This window comes from Variovorax sp. P2_H12 (assembly GCF_056403395.1).
The window spans coordinates 1-16,875 of record NZ_JBFUFO010000023.1 but is presented as its reverse complement, the minus strand read 5'-3'; the positions used below and the strand labels follow the sequence as shown (position 1 = coordinate 16,875).

General features: G+C 63.0%; 18 protein-coding genes and 1 pseudogene. 6 read left to right on the top strand and 13 right to left on the bottom strand.

Annotated features, from left to right (window positions below; translation table 11 throughout):
* Positions 1-3 precede the first annotated feature (3 nt).
* Positions 4-786 (top strand): enoyl-CoA hydratase/isomerase family protein, encoded by a 783-nt coding sequence (locus tag AC1DYK_RS17995; RefSeq protein WP_478167551.1) that lies wholly within the window; start codon positions 4-6, stop codon positions 784-786.
* A 6-nt stretch (positions 787-792) separates the two neighbouring features.
* Here the strand turns inward: AC1DYK_RS17995 and AC1DYK_RS17990 are convergent, their stop codons facing one another.
* On the bottom strand, positions 793-1,233 hold the full coding sequence (locus AC1DYK_RS17990) for a bacteriohemerythrin (RefSeq protein ID WP_478167550.1): 441 nt from the start codon (positions 1,231-1,233) through the stop codon (positions 793-795).
* A 96-nt stretch (positions 1,234-1,329) separates the two neighbouring features.
* Complete coding sequence (locus AC1DYK_RS17985; RefSeq protein WP_478167622.1) at positions 1,330-1,866, bottom strand: helix-turn-helix domain-containing protein; 537 nt, start codon at positions 1,864-1,866, stop codon at positions 1,330-1,332.
* A gap of 325 nt (positions 1,867-2,191) precedes the next feature.
* Here AC1DYK_RS17985 and AC1DYK_RS17980 point away from each other — a divergent pair, with 325 nt between their 5' ends.
* Both AC1DYK_RS17980 and AC1DYK_RS17975 read left to right on the top strand, forming a co-directional pair.
* Positions 2,192-2,587 (top strand): helix-turn-helix domain-containing protein, encoded by a 396-nt coding sequence (locus AC1DYK_RS17980; protein ID WP_478167549.1) that lies wholly within the window; start codon positions 2,192-2,194, stop codon positions 2,585-2,587.
* A gap of 405 nt (positions 2,588-2,992) precedes the next feature.
* Entirely contained in the window at positions 2,993-5,515 is a 2,523-nt protein-coding gene (locus AC1DYK_RS17975) for a CHAT domain-containing protein (protein WP_478167548.1), read from the top strand.
* A 419-nt stretch (positions 5,516-5,934) separates the two neighbouring features.
* Here AC1DYK_RS17975 and AC1DYK_RS17970 read toward each other — a convergent pair whose 3' ends face one another.
* From AC1DYK_RS17970 to AC1DYK_RS17955, 4 genes are all read right to left on the bottom strand, one after another.
* Entirely contained in the window at positions 5,935-6,687 is a 753-nt protein-coding gene (locus AC1DYK_RS17970; protein WP_478167547.1) for a hypothetical protein, read from the bottom strand.
* Entirely contained in the window at positions 6,684-7,181 is a 498-nt protein-coding gene (locus AC1DYK_RS17965) for a TIGR02391 family protein (protein WP_478167546.1), read from the bottom strand. The genes AC1DYK_RS17970 and AC1DYK_RS17965 overlap by 4 nt, the downstream gene beginning before the upstream one ends.
* Positions 7,165-7,860 carry a DUF5343 domain-containing protein gene (locus tag AC1DYK_RS17960; RefSeq protein WP_478167545.1) on the bottom strand — a complete coding sequence of 232 codons (696 nt, stop codon included), beginning with the start codon at positions 7,858-7,860 and terminating at the stop codon, positions 7,165-7,167. Before AC1DYK_RS17960 ends, AC1DYK_RS17965 begins: the two co-directional genes overlap by 17 nt.
* Before the next feature lie 240 nt (positions 7,861-8,100).
* A complete protein-coding gene (locus AC1DYK_RS17955) occupies positions 8,101-8,298 on the bottom strand; it encodes a hypothetical protein (RefSeq protein WP_478167544.1) in 198 nt (65 codons plus the stop codon).
* 482 nt (positions 8,299-8,780) lie between these two features.
* Between AC1DYK_RS17955 and AC1DYK_RS17950 the strand changes: the two are divergent.
* A pseudogene (locus AC1DYK_RS17950) lies at positions 8,781-9,069 on the top strand (IS5/IS1182 family transposase); the annotation flags it as partial.
* 41 nt (positions 9,070-9,110) lie between these two features.
* On the opposite strand, the gene AC1DYK_RS17945 reads toward AC1DYK_RS17950, so the two are convergent.
* The 4 genes from AC1DYK_RS17945 to minC all read right to left on the bottom strand — a co-directional run bounded on the left by AC1DYK_RS17945 (position 9,111) and on the right by minC (position 11,749).
* Positions 9,111-9,620, bottom strand: a complete 510-nt coding sequence (locus AC1DYK_RS17945) for a DUF1993 domain-containing protein (RefSeq protein WP_478167543.1) — start codon at positions 9,618-9,620, stop codon at positions 9,111-9,113.
* A 217-nt stretch (positions 9,621-9,837) separates the two neighbouring features.
* Positions 9,838-10,110 (bottom strand): cell division topological specificity factor MinE, encoded by a 273-nt coding sequence (gene minE, locus AC1DYK_RS17940; protein WP_478167542.1) that lies wholly within the window; start codon positions 10,108-10,110, stop codon positions 9,838-9,840.
* Positions 10,111-10,112: 2 nt separating this feature from the next.
* Positions 10,113-10,925, bottom strand: coding sequence for a septum site-determining protein MinD (gene minD, locus AC1DYK_RS17935; RefSeq protein WP_478167541.1), 813 nt, complete (start codon positions 10,923-10,925; stop codon positions 10,113-10,115).
* Between the two features lie 62 nt (positions 10,926-10,987).
* Positions 10,988-11,749 carry a septum site-determining protein MinC gene (gene minC / locus AC1DYK_RS17930; RefSeq protein ID WP_478167540.1) on the bottom strand — a complete coding sequence of 254 codons (762 nt, stop codon included), beginning with the start codon at positions 11,747-11,749 and terminating at the stop codon, positions 10,988-10,990.
* Positions 11,750-12,065: 316 nt separating this feature from the next.
* Between minC and AC1DYK_RS17925 the strand changes: the two genes are divergently transcribed.
* Positions 12,066-14,108 (top strand): carboxypeptidase regulatory-like domain-containing protein, encoded by a 2,043-nt coding sequence (locus tag AC1DYK_RS17925; protein WP_478167539.1) that lies wholly within the window; start codon positions 12,066-12,068, stop codon positions 14,106-14,108.
* Positions 14,109-14,188: 80 nt separating this feature from the next.
* On the opposite strand, the gene AC1DYK_RS17920 is transcribed toward AC1DYK_RS17925, so the two are convergent.
* Both AC1DYK_RS17920 and AC1DYK_RS17915 read right to left on the bottom strand, forming a co-directional pair.
* Positions 14,189-15,553, bottom strand: a complete 1,365-nt coding sequence (locus AC1DYK_RS17920; RefSeq protein ID WP_478167538.1) for a solute carrier family 23 protein — start codon at positions 15,551-15,553, stop codon at positions 14,189-14,191.
* A gap of 51 nt (positions 15,554-15,604) precedes the next feature.
* Positions 15,605-16,033: a hotdog fold thioesterase gene (locus AC1DYK_RS17915; protein WP_478088259.1), complete on the bottom strand. Its 429-nt coding sequence runs from the start codon at positions 16,031-16,033 to the stop codon at positions 15,605-15,607.
* A 155-nt stretch (positions 16,034-16,188) separates the two neighbouring features.
* Between AC1DYK_RS17915 and AC1DYK_RS17910 the strand changes: the two genes are divergently transcribed.
* Complete coding sequence (locus AC1DYK_RS17910; RefSeq protein ID WP_478167537.1) at positions 16,189-16,584, top strand: hypothetical protein; 396 nt, start codon at positions 16,189-16,191, stop codon at positions 16,582-16,584.
* 60 nt (positions 16,585-16,644) lie between these two features.
* Here the strand turns inward: AC1DYK_RS17910 and AC1DYK_RS17905 are convergent.
* A partial coding sequence (locus tag AC1DYK_RS17905) for a methyl-accepting chemotaxis protein (protein ID WP_478167536.1) occupies positions 16,645-16,875 on the bottom strand: 231 nt, incomplete at its 5' end.

The following is a 16,875-nucleotide window of genomic DNA, read 5'->3' as shown; positions in this document are numbered from 1 at the left end:
CGCATGTCCGATCCCGTACTGATCCATGTCGACGGCGCCGTCGGCGTCATGCGCTTCAACCGCGGCCAGTGGCTCAACACGCTGGACCTGCCGATGCTGCTCGCCATGGAGGCGGCATTGACCGCGCTGGAGGCCGACGATGCGGTGCGCGCCATCGTCGTCACCGGGGCCGACGACCGGGCCTTCGTCGCCGGCGGCGACATCAAGGACCTGAACAGCCGGCGTGGGCTGGCGCACTACCAGGAGTTCGGCGCCGTGGTGCAACGCGTGTTCCGCCGCTTCGAGTGCTGCCCGAAGCCGACGCTCGCGGCCGTCAACGGATGGGCGCTCGGCGGGGGCATGGAGCTGATGCTGTGCATCGACATCCGCCTGATCGGCGAGGGCGTGCGCATCGGCTTGCCGGAGATCAAGCTCGGCCTGTTCCCGGGCGGCGGCGGCTCGCAGCGCCTGATGCGCCAGCTGCCCCTGTGCCAGGCCAAGCTGCTGATGTTCGCGGGCGATCCGATCGAGGCGCGCGAGGCGCTGGCGCTGGGACTGGTCAACGCGGTGGTGGCGCCCGAGCGGCTGCAGGCCGAGACGATGGCGCTGGCCCGGCGCATTGCCGAGCAATCCCCGGTGGCCTTGCGCCTGCTCAAGAAGTCGATGCTGCACGGGGCCGACATGCCGATCGACGCGGCGCTCGAATACGAGCGCGCCATGATCAGCCTGGTGTTCGACAGCGACGATGCGCACGAGGGCTGCGAAGCCTTCATCGGCAAGCGCAAGCCGGTCTTCAACGGGTCCTAGGCGCCCTCAGGCGCGCGCCGCCGCCAGGCTGCCCGGCCCCCGATCCCCGTTCGCGGGGTCGAAGCGCACGCCGCGCAGGTGGAGCGCCAGCGCGGCGTCCATGGTCTGCACGTGCTTGCTGTGCCAGTCGCGCAGCTGCCACACCATCTGCCGGACCTGGAGCAGGCGGCCCTCGTCGGCCTGGACGATGCCTTCGCGCATCACCTCCAGCACCACCCGGTGCTGGAGCATGTGGTCCTTGCGCGAGGAAAAACCGGTGGACTGCATCCAGAGATCCTCGCGGGCGAAGTTCTCGGCGGTGCAGGCAACCACCTCGCGCCAGGCCGCCGGCAGTTGCGCGTCGTCGGCGGCGTCGGCGATCGCCAGCCGCGCGACGAAGGCCTCGCGGGCCTGGTCCATGAAAGGCAAGTCGAGCGACAGTGCGCCGGACCGATCCGAGGCTGACATGTGTTCTCTCCTGGATGGAAAGACACAAGGCTAGCCCGCCCGCGCGAGGGACTCATTGACCTGCGACAAGCATCGCTGCAGATCGCGGATGAAGGCCTAGCTGCGCAAGGTGAAGACGATGGAGAGGTACGACACCGGCTGCGTGCCGAGGTCCTCGATGCCGTGCAGCGCGGTGGCATCGAAGAGCAGCGAATCACCGACGCGGAGTTTCACGCGCCTCGGGCCATAGCGATAGGTCACGGCGCCCGATAGAAGATATAGAAATTTCAGGCCCGGATGCTGAAAAGTCACTTGGGGTTTGGCGTCGGCTTCCAGGATGACCAGGTATGGCTCGACGAACAGGTTGCCCGAGAGCACATGGCCGAGCAGCTCGTAGCGGTAGTCCGCGACGGCGCCGAGGCGCTCCACCCGAAGGCCTTTGCCCGAGGGCACATGGCTGAAGTCGGTGCGGTAGCGCTGCTCGGCGAAGAACCGCGACAGCGGAACGTCCAGGGCCTTGGCCAGCCGGTCCAGGGTCTCGACGGAGGGCGATACCTGGCCGTTCTCGATGCGCGAGAGCATGGAGCGCGACACGCCCGAGCGCTTTGTGAGCTCCACGGCCGAGACTCCGGCAGCCACGCGCAGGCGGTGCACCTGGGTTCCGACAAGGGCAGCGGGTTGGCTGCGCGTGGGCTTGGCCTTGGGGGTCGGCAGGTAGAGCGACGGCCGCAGCCTGAGGGGGCGCGCGGTCGGGAAGGGGGAGGGGACTTGTCGGGTCTTCATGGCTCGGGCGTCCCTGTCCGAGCCTTGTCGTTGCAAGGCATTTGATCTCCTCCCCAAAAACCAAAGTTCTGCTGACGGTCGCGACGTCCAGATCGTTGCTGGTCGTCTGACCGCTAGACCGAATTTTAACTTGGATAGGCTAAATTTAGCCATCTCGGGTGAATGATAAAAATCAACTGCTTCTGACAATCGTCGGGTGGTAGCCCGAATCAAAGAATCTGAAGCCTTTACCGATCGCTTGCGTATCGCGATGGCGCAGCGCGGATACAAGAAATTCGGAGGGACGGCGCTCGCCGAAGCGCTCGCGCCAGTTTTTCGTTCCGGAGTCAGCGTTCAGACCGCTCACAAGTGGGCGACGGGTCGGTCCATACCCCGCGTGGACAGCATCGAGCGAATTGCGAAGTTCCTCGACGTGTCGCCGCACTGGCTGCACTACGGGCCGGATCCGCAGGGCAATCGCAAAGGATCAAGGGTGTCGGGCGAGGAGATCAGTGGGAAGGCGTTCGCTGAGCGATTTCACGCGCTGACGGCAGAACAGCGCCGGATCATGTTGGCGTTGTTGCATGAGTTTGAGCGTGGGCGGTCTAGATGAGCCACGGCGAGAGCGTGGAGTGCCGAGAGGTGATGGCATCGTTCGCCGATCGATTCGTTGCGTCGGACCTCTGCTGAGCAAGCGAGAGCGGACGTTGAGCCTATGTTCGCGTACTACCGTAGTCGGCCAGTTGCTGTCACTCGCAAGTGGCGGCAATGGACCACTGCACCCGCAGAAGCTCGGTCTTGAGCGGACGTTCGGCTTCCGCTGAGATCAGTCATTCTGCGCAGAACTGGCGATGCGACTACAAGGTCGGGGATGAATCGATTATGAGATCGAAGATCTTTCTTCACGTGGGAAGCGATACCCGCCACGATTCGACAATGCCCTATCATCATATTGCTTGGTTGCAGCTATCGTTGGAGCCTAGCCCGGTGTTCCCAGGGCATTCCACGAGTCTCACCCATGCCCGATTTCAACCACGAAGATTTCAGCCGCCAGCTTCGCACGCTCATTGGTCAGGGAGTCTCAGACGAGGAATTAAATTCATTCGGCGATCAGGTTCTGCTGAACTCCTCACAAGGTGAGAGTGCGGCCGCTTGCGCTGACGTCGCCGTTGCGCTTTTGACGGAAGCACATCGGCCTCTCGCGCTCGCCCATGCACTCGGCACGGCCATCAGTATTTGCTGCGCGTGTAGCAATACCGCTGATGTCAGGAGGCATCTCGAGCAGCTTGTAGACATCACCCGCGAACATAAGACCATCGCTGCGGCCGCGCGTGCCGCCGAAATTGTTAGGAATGAGCTTCCCGGGCGTGTCGGCGCCGACCGCGTGCCTGACGTACTTCACCAAGTCGTGCGCCTCCATCTGAGCGCCGATGCGGTTGATAGGGCGATTGAGACTTTGATCGTCGCTGCCGGGCTGTTTGCCGACTTCGGTGCGTTTCAGACCGCGTATCGCACGCTTGTAGATGCGGAGCGTCTTGCTCGTGAGCACCGGCTACCGAAAGAGCTCGCGGACGTGCTGACATCGCTTCATGCTGTAAGCATGACTGAGGGGGATTTAAAGTTCGCCGATAGGGTTTGGGAATCGTTGCGGGATGCGTTCACCGGACTCGGCCAGCCGATTCCTGCGCATCTGGATTTCAATCGGGCAACGAGCTTGTTTTGGGTGGATGAACTGGCAGCAGCCAAGCAGGCGTTCGAAGAGGTAATCGCGCGAACAGACATCTCAAAGGCCATGCGTGCCAGCGTCTTAGCGACGCTTTCAGCCTGCCTGCGAGACCTTGGTGATCTCCAATCAGCCGCTGTTCGGATGACGCAGGCGCGCGCGCTCATGCGGACAATGCCCGAAATCGATCCCGAGCAGCCGTTGGAACTTGAACTCATCGCAGCCAAGACCGCCGTTTCAGACAAGAATCTTTCGGAGGCAAGTGCGTGTCTACGGCGTTCGATTTCGTGGCTTGACGCGGCGGTTGGTTTGGTGGAGAAGCTCCACTATCGACGCGGCATTCGCGAGCGATACATTCCGCGAATTGAAGAACTTCTCGTCGCCCTTCCGCGTTCGGGCCAATCGGCTGATGTAGTCCCCATCATCGCGGGTACACGCGCAAACAGGCTCTCAGACTGGCTCCACTTCTTGGCCTGGACCCGGCAGTTGGCAAAAAAGCTATCGTCTGAAGAGTGCCGCGAATTGAACGATCTGGTCTTTAGCTTGGCGAACCATGGCGCTCCGCACCTCATGGGCTTTCGTGAGAAGTACGACGATCCAATGGGGGCTGGTATGTTGCCTGACCCTTGGCGTAACGTCGCCGAGTACGCCGATCGGATGTGTGCCATCCATGGAATCGATCGCCCCTTCGCCGCGGCAAGCGCTCCCGAGAGCGCGCTGCTCATCAAGCAACGTCTCGAAGAAGGTTATGCGCTGCTCGTGAACCTTCTGACGGCTGGCAAGAAGGCGCTCTTGCTGTTTGGCGAGCGCTACATACTCTGCGATCTTCCGGAGGCGGAAACAGTTGCCTTCGCCAATGCTCTTTATACGCAGAGACAGAACCCCGAAAAAAGCAAGGACTTAGCTATTTCAGTCAATGCCTATCAAGGCGCTCTTTTGAAATCCCTTGGTAAGGCTTTGGACGAAGTGACTTCATTAGCCTGCAAAGGCTTGCTATTCTTTCCGGATCGAATTGATCTGACGCCGATCAGTCTGCTCACGCTCGGCCACGAACCAATCCGCAAGAGGATGGCGACAGGCTCGTTCTCAGTGAGTACGTGCCTGGCACTTTATCCAGCGACAAACGAGCACTTACCTCCGAGCGTCGCGCTAGGAATTCTGGAAGGCGATTCTGGCCTTGCCTATGACCGCGCCGATCTTGAGGCATTTTTCGAGGGATCTGGTACCCGAGGAACGACTTTGAATAAGCCCAGCTGGGCGAAGTTCTCGGAGCAGATGGCGCACTCCGACGTGCTGGTCTTGGCACACCACGGCATCTCTGTCGGAATCTTTACCGATCCACATTTCGCGGACATGGGTGGCGCCATTCAGCACACCGCCATGAGTCTGGCAAACCTGCAAGAGGCTGCGTATACGTGGCCGCATCGACTTGCCGTGCTAGGGACGTGTCACAGCGGCAGCCTCGTCAATCGCAACTTTCAGAGCCAGTTCAAGTCACACGATTTGATAGGATTTCCGTCGGTTTTCCTGCTAAACGGTGTGGCCGAAGTCGTCGCAGCATCCTGGGCGATCGTTGATCGCTTCAATCTCATGTTCACGACACTCTTCGCGCCCGCGCTGCGCGAGATGCGCCCTGCGGCGGCCGCCTGCACTGCTCTCGCCAAGTTAATCGAAATGGCTGACGAGGATCTGCCAGCCCTCCTGAGTCGTGCGCTTCCAGTGGACGATGTGGCACTGCAAGCATCAGTCAATCAGCTCAATTTAATTCGTCGCCAGCCCTACTGCTATGGTGCTTATCAGACCTACACCCTTCTCTGATAAGGCAATCAACGCAACAGCAATGAGGCCGACGAGAAGAATCGTGTCGACGCAAACTTGCGCCTGCGTTATGTGCGTCTGCTGAAGCTCATTGACATTGGGTTTTCTGAATGACCCCTTTAGAAAAATCTTGTCCTCCACTTCGTCGATGACGAACCTCGCCTAGACCTCTGGATCAACGGTCTCACGCCATCTTCAAGATGATTGGATCGTCACCAGACTGACTTTTCGAAGGTCATCTTTTTGATGATCAATTCGACGCAGACGAAGTCCGCAAGGTCCCTTCTTGAAGGTCTGCGAAACGTAGCTGTCTAGGAGGGACACGTAGCGACTGAACTCGCCAAAATCCTCCGCATGGGCCTGAACCGCCGCCGAGTTGCCCTCGGCCTGCTGGTAGAAATGCGTTCTGATTCCGTGGACTAGGCTGATCCGTTGTTGGCGTTTGGATGCTGTTTGAGCGCTGCGATGATCTGCGCGCCGAGCTTGAGCGCCTCATCAGCCTGTTCGGAAGAGACGAGTTGACCGTGAATGGCTGCGTTGCAAACTCGGTTTACATACTCGAACGGACGCCGGAGATACTCCCACGCTTCCTCCATCTGGACGAGTGAATCGAACAACTGACGAGCACTGGCAAGTTTTATGTTGGTGTTCGGTACGGGGCCGATTCGCTTACCAACGATAGTGCGTAGCAGTCGCTCGATGTCGATGCGAACCTTGGCGAGAACATACGCAACGTCGTCTGACTCCTGAGACTTGACGGTCTCTTCGTACTTTGCGACCGTGGACTGTTCCGTGGAATCCAACTTGGTCGCTATCGCCGCCTGCTGCTCGCGAAGCTGGGCAGCGTTCGGCGCGCCATTGACGTAGACGTTGGTCCTTTGTGTCGAAACGACGTTCAACGTGTTACGAACCTCAATCTTGAAATCAGCCAACTCCTGCGTGGCGGCCGTCGCCTCCTTCTTCGCTTCCTTGATTTCTCGCTCAAGTTCAAGCCACGACCCGACCTTGATCTTGTTGAAGAAGGGCAGGAACAGAAAGAACAGAAACAGCCCAACGAAGAATGCGTCACCGATCAACAAATCGGTTTTCGGCGGGAGGCCAGCCTTAGCGATGAAGCCGACGCCGAAGTAGGCGGCGACGATCCAGGAGAACGGGTAAAGCAACTTGCTCATACGGTCTTGAAGCCGCTGCGCTCCAGGCGACGCAGAAGCAGCGAGGCGAAAGCGAGATGATCGAGGCAAACGTCCGGGTCATCGCTCAACTCGATCTCGTGCCCGCCAGGATTCCGAATGCCTTGAACCGCGCCTGAGAACATGAAGCGATACCCCTCCTGCTCGTCCTGCTCGGATTGCGTTAGAAGCGGATTCAGCTTGATCAGCGGCTTGGTCTTGTCGAACACCGCCAACATCAGCTTCTGACCGCTCTCCTGCTTTCCGGAGTGCTGTTGCACCACTTTCTCGACGAACTTGAACGCGTGGAAAGTGGCCTCAGCGCAGTGCGAGTCGTCGAAGAGATTCTTGACTTTTGGAGGGAAGGCCGGATGAACGTTTCGAAGTTCGAACGGATGCGGAGGCTTGTCGTTTGACGCTGCGCTGTCGCCATCCTTTGCATCCGATGCGAAGGACCGACGAACTATGAGCTCGAACAGGTCAAGCGCCGTTGCCATTCAAAAGATTCTCGCGAATGCTCTTGAAGATCGCGTCATACGTCGCCTGATCGCCGCCGGGAGGCAGATTGATCTCGACGCGGACGGTGAGGGCCATCCCCGTTGGTTGTTGACCGTTGCCTGCGCCTGCTCCGGGGCCGAGAGGTGTATTGACTGCTGGTGCTGCTGGCGCAGCGCTGGCGGCTGCTGTCTTCTTGGCTGCTGGCTTCGTTTTCGTGGCGGCCTTGGGCTTCGGTACGGCTGGCTCGGCGCTACTGCCTTTGCCGGAGAACTTCGCGAGTGCCCGAAACGTCGCCGCCTGCCGCGTGCCCACTACCTCGCTCGTGTCGTCGTGAGTGCGAAAGAACGCGATGAGCTTCGAGGTCGGTGTGTCCCAAGCATTCTCTCCATACGTCTCGAAGACTTGCGCATACGCGTCGCGGACCAACTTAGCGAGCCCCGGCTCAAACTCATCATCGTTCTTGTGGAAGAGCGGAGCCACCGAGGTGTTCTTCTTCCCCTCGGCGTCAATGACCTTGAGGAACTTCAAGATGTTCAGAACGTATGTCTCATTGTTCGGGGCAATTTCGAACTTCTTGAGCGTCTCCGCGTTGACGACGCTTGGAAAAGCTTTGCGAAGCTGAGCAAGCGTCGCCGCGATATGACCAGGGGCACTGGTGTATGGGTGTTTTTCTGCCAAGGACGCCTCCATTGAAGTCCGCGCGGATTCTCGTCGATCTACACACATTTCCTCACAAAACGCGGCGCAGTTTTCACCTTCCGTCTTGTGGAATGTGCATAAGCACACGCCAAGCCCATGTCGATCTGCCCGTGCGGGGTCGAGGTGCGCAATGACCGGCCCTGGCAAGGGCACTCGTCGCGAGCTTATGGCTTGCGGTTCAGTTGCTCAGCGAAAGCCAAAGAGAACGCGGCGCACCATTCAAAGGCGCGGCTCCTTCTGGCCGCCGCCGCTGCGCCGTTGGGCGCGCAGTTCCGCCAAAATCTCGCGAAGGATTGGCTTGGTGCCGATGATCGCGAACGGCACGATGATCCATGCGATCGTCAGAACGATGCTGAAGACGATCAGAGAGATGGCGAGCACAGGCCCAAGCATGGGAACGAGGTTCTGAAGATTCACGAGATGCCCCCTCTGGGTTGTTGTTGGTGCGCTGAAGTCTAGTGCCGCGCGGACTTGTTTCAAACGCCACGCCCATCCTCGCTCGCATACTGCTGTCGCACAGGCTTGCTCCAAAGTCGTGTTCGGCGCGGGACTTTCGGAGGGGAGTTCAGCGAGATACCTTGCAAAGCACATTGCCGCCTGAAGTCATAGGTTCGAGGGATTAACGTCAGGCGCAACGCCTTGCGGCAGAACGCGCGGCAACAAAGCGAGGGCAATCCGATGAAGCTTGCCGTCGCCCTTTGTACCGCCGTGCTAAGAGTCGGCGGGTGCACCCGATATCTTTTCTCCGGCTAGTCCTTGACCAGCTTGGCGACCTCGGCGCGTAGCTGTTCTCCGACCTGCTTGCCGCGCCGGTAGCGGCCCCGCGCGAGGGACTCATTGACCCGCGACAAGCATCGCGGCAGGTCGCGAACGAAGGCCTAGGCGATGCCGCCAGTCACGGCAAGGCTCGCAAGCCCATGAGTTCGGCGGGAAGGTCCGCGTGGCGGTCACGCACAAGCAGGGCTTGATGGTTGGGGCGCGCAGCTTCACGGGCAATCCGTATGACGGGCATACGCTGGCCGAGCATTCACCGGGGCCGGATCAAGACGACGACCGATCAACAAAGACGCTGGCTCAAACGAAGACAGGCGGTCGAGCCCGCCATCGGGCACCTCAAGCGACAACGGAATGGATCGGTGCTGGCTCAAGGGGCAAACGGGCCATGCGCTGTACGCGGTGCTGTGCGCCATGCCATCGCGCGGCAGTGGCCCGAGTGGCTGAACCTTGTGTTAGTAGGCACCCATATAGTCGCGCTTACCGATCTCAATACCGTTGTGGCGCAAGATGGCATAGACGGTGGTCACGTGGAAGAAAAACTGCGGCAGACCATAGTGCAAAAGATATGCGCTGGCGGTCAGCTTCTTTTCCTTGGGCGTGCCGGGGCGCAGTACGATCTCGCGGCTCTCGCTTGAATCAAATTGCTCGGACTTGAAGGATTCGATATGGGCTAGAGCCTTGGCAATCAACGCTTGCAGGTCGGCGAAGCTGACCTCGGTGTCGGGCCAGGATGGCACCTCGGCACCAGCCAGTCGGGAGGCAATGCCTTTGGAGAAGTCCGAGGCGATCTGTACCTGACGTATTAGCGGAAACATGTCGGGGAATAGTCGCGCCTGCAGCAGAGCATTCGGATCGATATTTTTTTGTGTCGCGTGGTCTTCGGCCTTCTTGAGTACATCGGACAGGGCGCGCAGCATCTGCTGCATGACGGGAACGGAGGCGTTGTAGAGCGGGCTGGTCATGGTGAATTCACTTTTAAATTGGGCACGATGGCCGGGGCTGGTATGGCAGAGGCCCTGCCGACCATGCAAGGCATTGCTCCGGGCAAGACGGCAGTTTCCTGCCATCCACGCGAGGCTGCCATGTGTGATCTCCTCAAGGAAAGACACAAGGCCAGCCCTCCCGCGCGAGGGACTCATTGACCCGCGACAAGCATCGCGGCAGGTCGCGAACGAATGCCTAGCTGCGGGCCGCCAGTGCGTCCGGCAGCTCGATCTTGACCTCGAGCACCTCGAGGTCGTCCTGCTTCTCGAGGTGCACCTTGATGTCCTCGGCTTTGATCGACACGTATTTCGAGATCACCGCGATCAGCTCGCGCTGCAGTTCCGGCAGGTAGTTGGGCCGCTTGGCGCCCAGGCTGCTGCGCTCGTGCGCGAGGATGATCTGCAGCCGTTCCTTGGCGACGCTCGCCGTCTTCTTCTTCTCGCCGAGCAGAAAGGAAAAAAGAGACATGGCTACCTTCCGAAGATTCGTTTGAAGAAGCCCGGCTTCTCGGCGTCGACGAAGCGCATCGCCTTGTCTTCGCCCAGGAAGCGCGCGACCACGTCGCTGTAGGCCTGCGCCACGTCGGTGTCGGTGTCGTGGATCGCGGGCACGCCCTGGTTGGAGGCCTGCAGCACGGTTTCGGACTCGGGAATCACGCCGATCAGCTTGATGCGCAGGATGTCCTGGATGTCTTCGAGCGACAGCATCTGGCCGCCGGCCACGCGGTTCGGGTTGTAGCGCGTGATCAGCAGGTGCTCCTTGATCGGCTCGCTGCCTTCCTTGGCGCGCTTGGTCTTGGAGCCCAGCATGCCCAGGATGCGGTCCGAGTCGCGCACCGAGGAGACCTCGGGGTTGGTCACGATCAGCGCCTCGTCGGCGAAGTGCATCGCCATCATCGCGCCGGTCTCGATGCCCGCGGGCGAGTCGCAGACGATGTAGTCGAAGCCCTGTTCGGCCAGTTCCTTGAGGATCTTCTCGACGCCATCCTGGGTCAGCGCCTCCTTGTCGCGGGTCTGCGAGGCGGCCAGCACGAACAGGTTGTCGCACTGCTTGTCCTTGATCAGCGCCTGGTGCAGGTTGGCCTCGCCCTGGATCACGTTGACCAGGTCGTACACCACGCGCCGCTCGCAGCCCATGATCAGGTCGAGGTTGCGCAGGCCGATGTCGAAGTCGATCACGGCCGTCTTCTTGCCTGCCAATGCCAGTCCCGATGCGAAGCTCGCGCTCGTGGTCGTCTTGCCGACGCCGCCCTTGCCCGAGGTCACCACCACAATTTTGGCCATGCCATTCCTTCTTCGTTTGTTCGTTTCAGTTGTTTGGTCGCCGTGCGCGAGCGCCTCTTCGCTCACCGGATCGGATCCATGACGATTTTCTTGCCGTCGAGCGAGATCCGTGCCGCCTGGCCGGCGATCTCGGCAGGCAGCGCCACTTCCGAGGTGCGGTAGATGCCCGCGATCGCCACCAGCTGCGCTTCCATGCAGGTCGTGAAGATGCGCGCCGTGGTGTCGCCGCGCGCTCCGGCGATGGCCTTGCCGCGCAACGGCGCGTAGACGTGGACGTTGCCGTCAGCGATCACTTCGGCGCCGAAGCTCACCACCGCGGTCACGATCACGTCGCCACCGCGCGCGTAGACCTGCTGGCCCGAGCGCAACGGCTTGTCGATCACCAGCGTGCCGTTGGCCGGCACCGGCACTTCGCGCACGATCTGTGGCGCTTCGGCGACAGCTTCGGCGGGCGGGGCGGCGGGGCGCGGGGCCGGCGCCACCGGCATCGCGGTGATCGACAGGCCGGCGGCGCGGGCCGCGGCGTGCTGCGCATCGCTGCCGCCGCGCACCGCCACCGGCTGGGTCTGGTGGCGCGCCAGCAGGCTGCGCAGCGCGGCGAAGTCGAGCGTATCCCCGGCGTCGGACTCTTCGTCCTGCAGTTGCGAGAGGTCGATGACCACCGGCTCCTGTTCGAAGAAGTCGGGCGAGTCCGCCAACTGGGCGTCGAGCGCTTCCGCCAGCACCCCGAGATCGGCCGTCTTGAGGATGACTGCGATCAGCGGCAGCGTGGCGCTCTTGAATTCGAATACCGCCCTGGTGCGCGCGGCGGATGCATCTGCCATGGAAAAGCTTGTGCGAAAAGCGTTGGAGTCTAACGGGCATGGGGCCGGACGTTGCAAAACGTCGCCGCAATAGGCCGGCCGGACAACACTTCTTGCACCAGGTTGCACTTCGCGCGCGCCGCGGCGTGATTTCCCTCACGCTCGCGGGCCCGCGCCAGCGCTCGCTTAGTGCAATTGCACTATTCATCGCGCCTCGGCCCACGGAGAGACTCCTTTCACCGCTGTAACAGTTCGTTAGCGGTCCGAATTACCGAGGAGTTTGATTTTGTTGCGCATTCATCCAAAGAAGACGAGATTTGCCCTTTCGACGGCGCTTGTGCTGTCGCTCGCCGCCTGTGGCGGCGGCGGCGGTGGCAGCGGGGGCTTCCTGCCCACCGGCGGCACCAGCACCGGTGGCAGTAGCAGTGGCGGTGGCGCCGGCGGCGATACCGCCACGCCGGCGGCCGCCAAGCTGAGCGGCATCGCCGCCACCGGCGCCGCCTTCGCGGGCGCCAAGGTGACGGTGATCGACCAGCGCGGCGTCACGGTGTGCAGCACCGAGACCGACGCCAAGGGGGCCTACGAATGCGCCTTGCCCGCGGGCACCAAGGCGCCGCTCGTGATCACGGCCGCGCGCGACGACCTGACCCTCTACAGCACCACTTCGAGCGCAGCGGGCGGCAACGTCAACGTCACGCCGCTGACCACCATCATCGTTTCCCGCCTCGCGCCCAATGGCGATCCGGCGAACCTGGCCGGCGCCATCGCGACCCAGCCCGACGTGGTGACCGACGCCACGGTCAAGCAGCAGGTGGCCGAACTGATCGCCGCGCTGCAGCCGCTGCTGACCCTGATCGGCGACGCCGTCGACCCGATCAGCGGCAGCTTCACGGCCGACGGCTCCGGCCACGACCGCCTGCTCGACTCGATCGCCGTGAGCGTGCGGCCCGACGGCACGGCCGCCAACATCGAGATCACGGTCAAGAGCGTGCCCGCCACCGAAGGCGCTGCGCCGGTCTCGATCGTCTTTCGCAGCAGCGATGCGACGCCGCCGGCCCTGCCGCAGTCCGTCGCGACCGCGACGCTGGCACCGGCCGGCGCCTCGCTGGCCGTGGCTGCGCTGTTCGAGCGCCTCACGCAGTGCTACGCGCTGCCGCTGTCGAAGCGGGTCAACGCACCCAACGACACGGCACCGGTGAGCGGCGGCGCGGCCGACGTCATCGCGCCGGAATGCAAGACCCTGTTCGCGAACGACGATCCGGCCAGCTTCCTCAACAACGGCAGCAAGGTCGGCAACCCCGGCGCGTTCTCGTCGCTCTTCAGGCCCGGCGCCACCGGCCTCAAGTTCGACCGCGGCGTGCAGCAGTTCTTCCGTCCGAACGGCGACATGGTGCTGAGCTACCGCAGCGTCGACAGCACGGGCGCGGAGCAGAACCAGAATCTCGTCGCCAAGAGCGTCGACGGCGTGCTCAAGCTGATCGGCAACCAGTACAACTACAACGTCAACGTCCTGCCGACCGTGCAGGACCGCGATTTCCTGAATGCGCCGGCGTCCAGCTATCTGAACGTGGCGTACAACGTGACGATTCCCAAGGGCCAGATCAAAGGCGCCGGCAATCCGCTGGTCCAGGCGGTCGTGACGATCCCCAACGGCGCCTCCTACACCTACAAGCCGGGCGCGGGCAACGCCAACCTGGTGGTGGACAAGCCGAATGGTCTGACCGGGAACACCTCGCTGCTGCGCATCGCCGGGGGCTACCGGGATGCTGCCCGCCCGGGCCATCCGTCGGCGGCGGAACCCAACGCCTTCTTCCTGCCGCAGCTCAGCGACGAGGAGCTGCGCCAGCTGCCGGAGCAGGGCGTGTTCACGGTGGTGCTGACCTTCCAGGACAGCAGCACCGTGACCCAGACGCACCGCCTGACCGCGCGTGTGCCGACCATCGCCGAGGCCAGGCAGCGGAAGTTCGCCGAGATGACGCCGGCGCTGCGGGCCGAGGTGGTGTCGGGGACCGCGTCGACCGGCGCCATCGTCTTCGATCCGCCGAATGCCAACGAGCCGAGCCTGATCGACTTCAGCGCCGAGGGCGACGTGGACGGCTGGACGGTCCCGGCCGGTGCGGTCTCGCCGACCGCGCTGACCGCCTACGGCAAGTCGTTCAGCGGGGTGGACTTCGAAGACCGGGTCGATGTCTCCGCCAGCGCACGCAAGGCCAAGATCTATTGCAGCGCGGAATCCAGTGGCGACGACCATTGCGGGACCATCAACGGCAACTCGGTCTACGCCGGCGGCACCAAGGTCACGCTGTTCCAGCTGTCCGGCACGGACGCCCAGCAGGTGCTGTTCCTCAAGGGCTTCGCGACCTACATGCCCGCCAACTGAAGCAAGTCGCGGCGGAATCCTTGCGATTGCGCCGCGTTGAGGCCCCGCTCGCGCGGGGCTTTTTTTTGCCTGGCCGCGCCTCAGTCCCGCGAACGCGCGAGCAGCGCGTAGAGCAGGATCGCGCCGAAGGTCGCGGTGCCGATGCCGCCGAGCGCGAACTGGCCGAACTTGAGCGTGAAATCGCCGGTGCCGAGGATCAGCGTGATCGCGGCCACGATCAGGTTCTTGTTCTGCGAGAAATCGACCTTGTTGTCGACCCAGATCTTGGCGCCCGCGACCGCGATCAGGCCGAACACCACGATGCTCACGCCGCCCATCACGGCGAGCGGGATCGCCTGCACCAGCGCGCCGAACTTGGGGCTGAAGCCGAGCACCAGCGCGATCAGCGCGGCGACCACGAACATCGCGGTCGAATAGATCTTGGTCGCGGCCATCACGCCGATGTTCTCGGCGTAGGTCGTCACGCCGGTACCGCCCACGGCGCCGCTCACCATCGTGGCGACACCGTCGCCGATGAAGGCGCGGCCCAGCCAGGGATTGAGGTCGCGGCCGGTCATCGCGCCCACGGCCTTCAGGTGGCCGAGGTTCTCGGCCACCAGGATGATGGCCACCGGCGCGATCAGCAGCATGGCGTTGACCTCGAACACCGGCCTGGAGAAGGTCGGAAGGCCGAACCAGGGCGCGGTCGCCAGCGGCGCGAGGTCGATCGGCTTGCCCAGGCCCATGCCGTTGGTCAGCACCGCATAGATCAGGCTGGCGGCGATCAGGCCCATGAGAATCAGCAGCCGCTGCACCATGCCGCGCGAATAGACCGCGATCAGGCCGACGCACAGGAAGGTCAGGACCTGGATCCAGGTGTCGAAGCCGGTCGGCGCCATGTTCTTGATCGGCACGCTCGCCAGGTTGAGCCCGATCACGGCGACCACCGCGCCGGTCACCACCGGCGGCATCAGCCGCTCGATCCAGTGCACGGCCACGTCCTGCTCGACCTCCTCCACCTCGATGCCCTCCAGCCCCTTGACCGGCGCCGACTTGGTGTGGCGCTCGTTGGTGAGCGCCACCAGCACGCCGATCAGCGCGTAGATCAGCCCGCAGGCGATGATGCCGCCGAGCGCAACGCCCAGGTTGGCGTTGGGCCCGCTGCCCGAATAGCCGCTGGCCGCGATCACCACGCCGATGAAGGCGAAGCTCGAGCCCAGGTAGCTCGGCACGCGCCCGCCGGTGATGAAGAAGAACAGCAGGGTGCCGATGCCGCTCATCAGGATCGCGATGTTGGGGTTGAAGCCCATCAGGATCGGCGCCAGCACGGTGGCGCCGAACATCGCGATCACGTGTTGCACGCCCATCGCGGCCGTCTGCGGCCACGACAGGCGCTCGTCGGGTGCGACGACGGAGCCCGCGGTGGTGGCGACCTTGCGCCAGCGGGGCAGGTAGGAATTGCTCATGGTCTTCTTCTCCTCGGTTGTTGTTCTTTGCCGGCGCGCACGCGGTGGCGCTCAGCCGGCTTTCGGGGCGAGCACCGCCATGGTGATGCGCGAGACGCAACTCAGGTCGCCGGCGTCGTTGGTCATGTCGATCTGCCAGACCTGCGTCGTGCGGCCCAGGTGCACCGGCCGCGCGGTGGCCGTGACCCAGCCCGAGGTGGCCGCGCGGATGTGATTGGCATTGATGTCCAGCCCCACCGCGCCCTGGCCTTCGGGCGCCGAGTAGTAGGCGCCGCAGGAGCCCAGCGTCTCCGCCAGCACCACCGACACCCCGCCGTGCAGGAGGCCGAAGGGCTGCACCGTGCGCCGGTCGACCGGCACGCGGGCCCGGATGAAGTCGTCGCCTACTTCGAGGAATTCGATGCCCAGCAGCGACACCGTGGTGTCCACGTGGCTCAGGGTCAGTGCCTCGATCGAGATCTCTTTTTTCCAGATGCGCATTGGGGCTCCATGTCAGGGTGGTCAAAACTATAGCGACTGGCGGCGCAAGCCGGCACGGCAAAAACGCGGCCGGTGGCTGACAGCGCGCGCCGTTCCCGCGATGATGACGCGCCCGGGACGATGATTCCCAGTCAGCTCAGCCGGAGACAGATGCCATGCACATCAGCGATTCGGTCTTCACGGAAGCGAGCTTCTGGCTGATGGTGGCGGTCTCGGTGGTGCTGCCGTTCTGCATCTACGGCGTGATGATCGTCAAGCAGGCGATCTCGCGCCGGACCGTGCTGGTGCTCGGGTTCTCGCTGGTCGCGATCGCGGCCGTGAACGTCTACTTCCTGCAGCGGCTGGCCACCACCGCCGCGACCACGCCCTCGCTGGCGGACGATGTGCTCTTCGTCTCGGAGTTGCGGGTGGCGCTCTACCTGCTGCCGGCGCTGTTCGCGGGACTCGGCATCAACGTGATCTCGCACGTCCTCACCACGCACCTGGCCGAGGCCGAGAAGCGCTTCGGCGAGCAGCATCCCGACGACGGCGACGACTCGCAGAATGTCTAGCGACGGGGCGCCGCTGAATCGACGCCGTGGAACCGGCGCCGTCGGGGACCCGGGGCGTGCCTAGGCCTGCAGCTTGAAGGCGCCGACCACCTGCGACAGATTGCCGGCCTGCTCCTGCAGCGACTGCGCGGCCGCCGAGGCCTCCTCCACCAGCGCCGCGTTCTGCTGCGTCACCTGGTCCATCTGCGTGATCGCCTGGTTGATCTGCTCGATCCCCGAGGTCTGCTCCTGGCTCGCCGCCGTGATCTCGCCCATGATGTCCGTCACGCGCTTGACGCTGTCCACGATCTC

Coding starts and splice junctions, on each gene's coding strand:
- AC1DYK_RS17970 (WP_478167547.1), bottom strand. CDS start 6,687: ATGAGCAAGTTGCTTTACCCGTTCTCCTGGATCGTCGCCGCCTACTTC.
- AC1DYK_RS17920 (WP_478167538.1), bottom strand. CDS start 15,553: ATGAGCAATTCCTACCTGCCCCGCTGGCGCAAGGTCGCCACCACCGCG.
- minC (WP_478167540.1), bottom strand. CDS start 11,749: ATGGCAGATGCATCCGCCGCGCGCACCAGGGCGGTATTCGAATTCAAG.
- AC1DYK_RS17945 (WP_478167543.1), bottom strand. CDS start 9,620: ATGACCAGCCCGCTCTACAACGCCTCCGTTCCCGTCATGCAGCAGATG.
- minD (WP_478167541.1), bottom strand. CDS start 10,925: ATGGCCAAAATTGTGGTGGTGACCTCGGGCAAGGGCGGCGTCGGCAAG.
- AC1DYK_RS17990 (WP_478167550.1), bottom strand. CDS start 1,233: ATGTCAGCCTCGGATCGGTCCGGCGCACTGTCGCTCGACTTGCCTTTC.
- AC1DYK_RS17995 (WP_478167551.1), top strand. CDS start 4: ATGTCCGATCCCGTACTGATCCATGTCGACGGCGCCGTCGGCGTCATG.
- AC1DYK_RS17965 (WP_478167546.1), bottom strand. CDS start 7,181: ATGGCAACGGCGCTTGACCTGTTCGAGCTCATAGTTCGTCGGTCCTTC.
- AC1DYK_RS17910 (WP_478167537.1), top strand. CDS start 16,189: ATGCACATCAGCGATTCGGTCTTCACGGAAGCGAGCTTCTGGCTGATG.
- minE (WP_478167542.1), bottom strand. CDS start 10,110: ATGTCTCTTTTTTCCTTTCTGCTCGGCGAGAAGAAGAAGACGGCGAGC.
- AC1DYK_RS17975 (WP_478167548.1), top strand. CDS start 2,993: ATGCCCGATTTCAACCACGAAGATTTCAGCCGCCAGCTTCGCACGCTC.
- AC1DYK_RS17915 (WP_478088259.1), bottom strand. CDS start 16,033: ATGCGCATCTGGAAAAAAGAGATCTCGATCGAGGCACTGACCCTGAGC.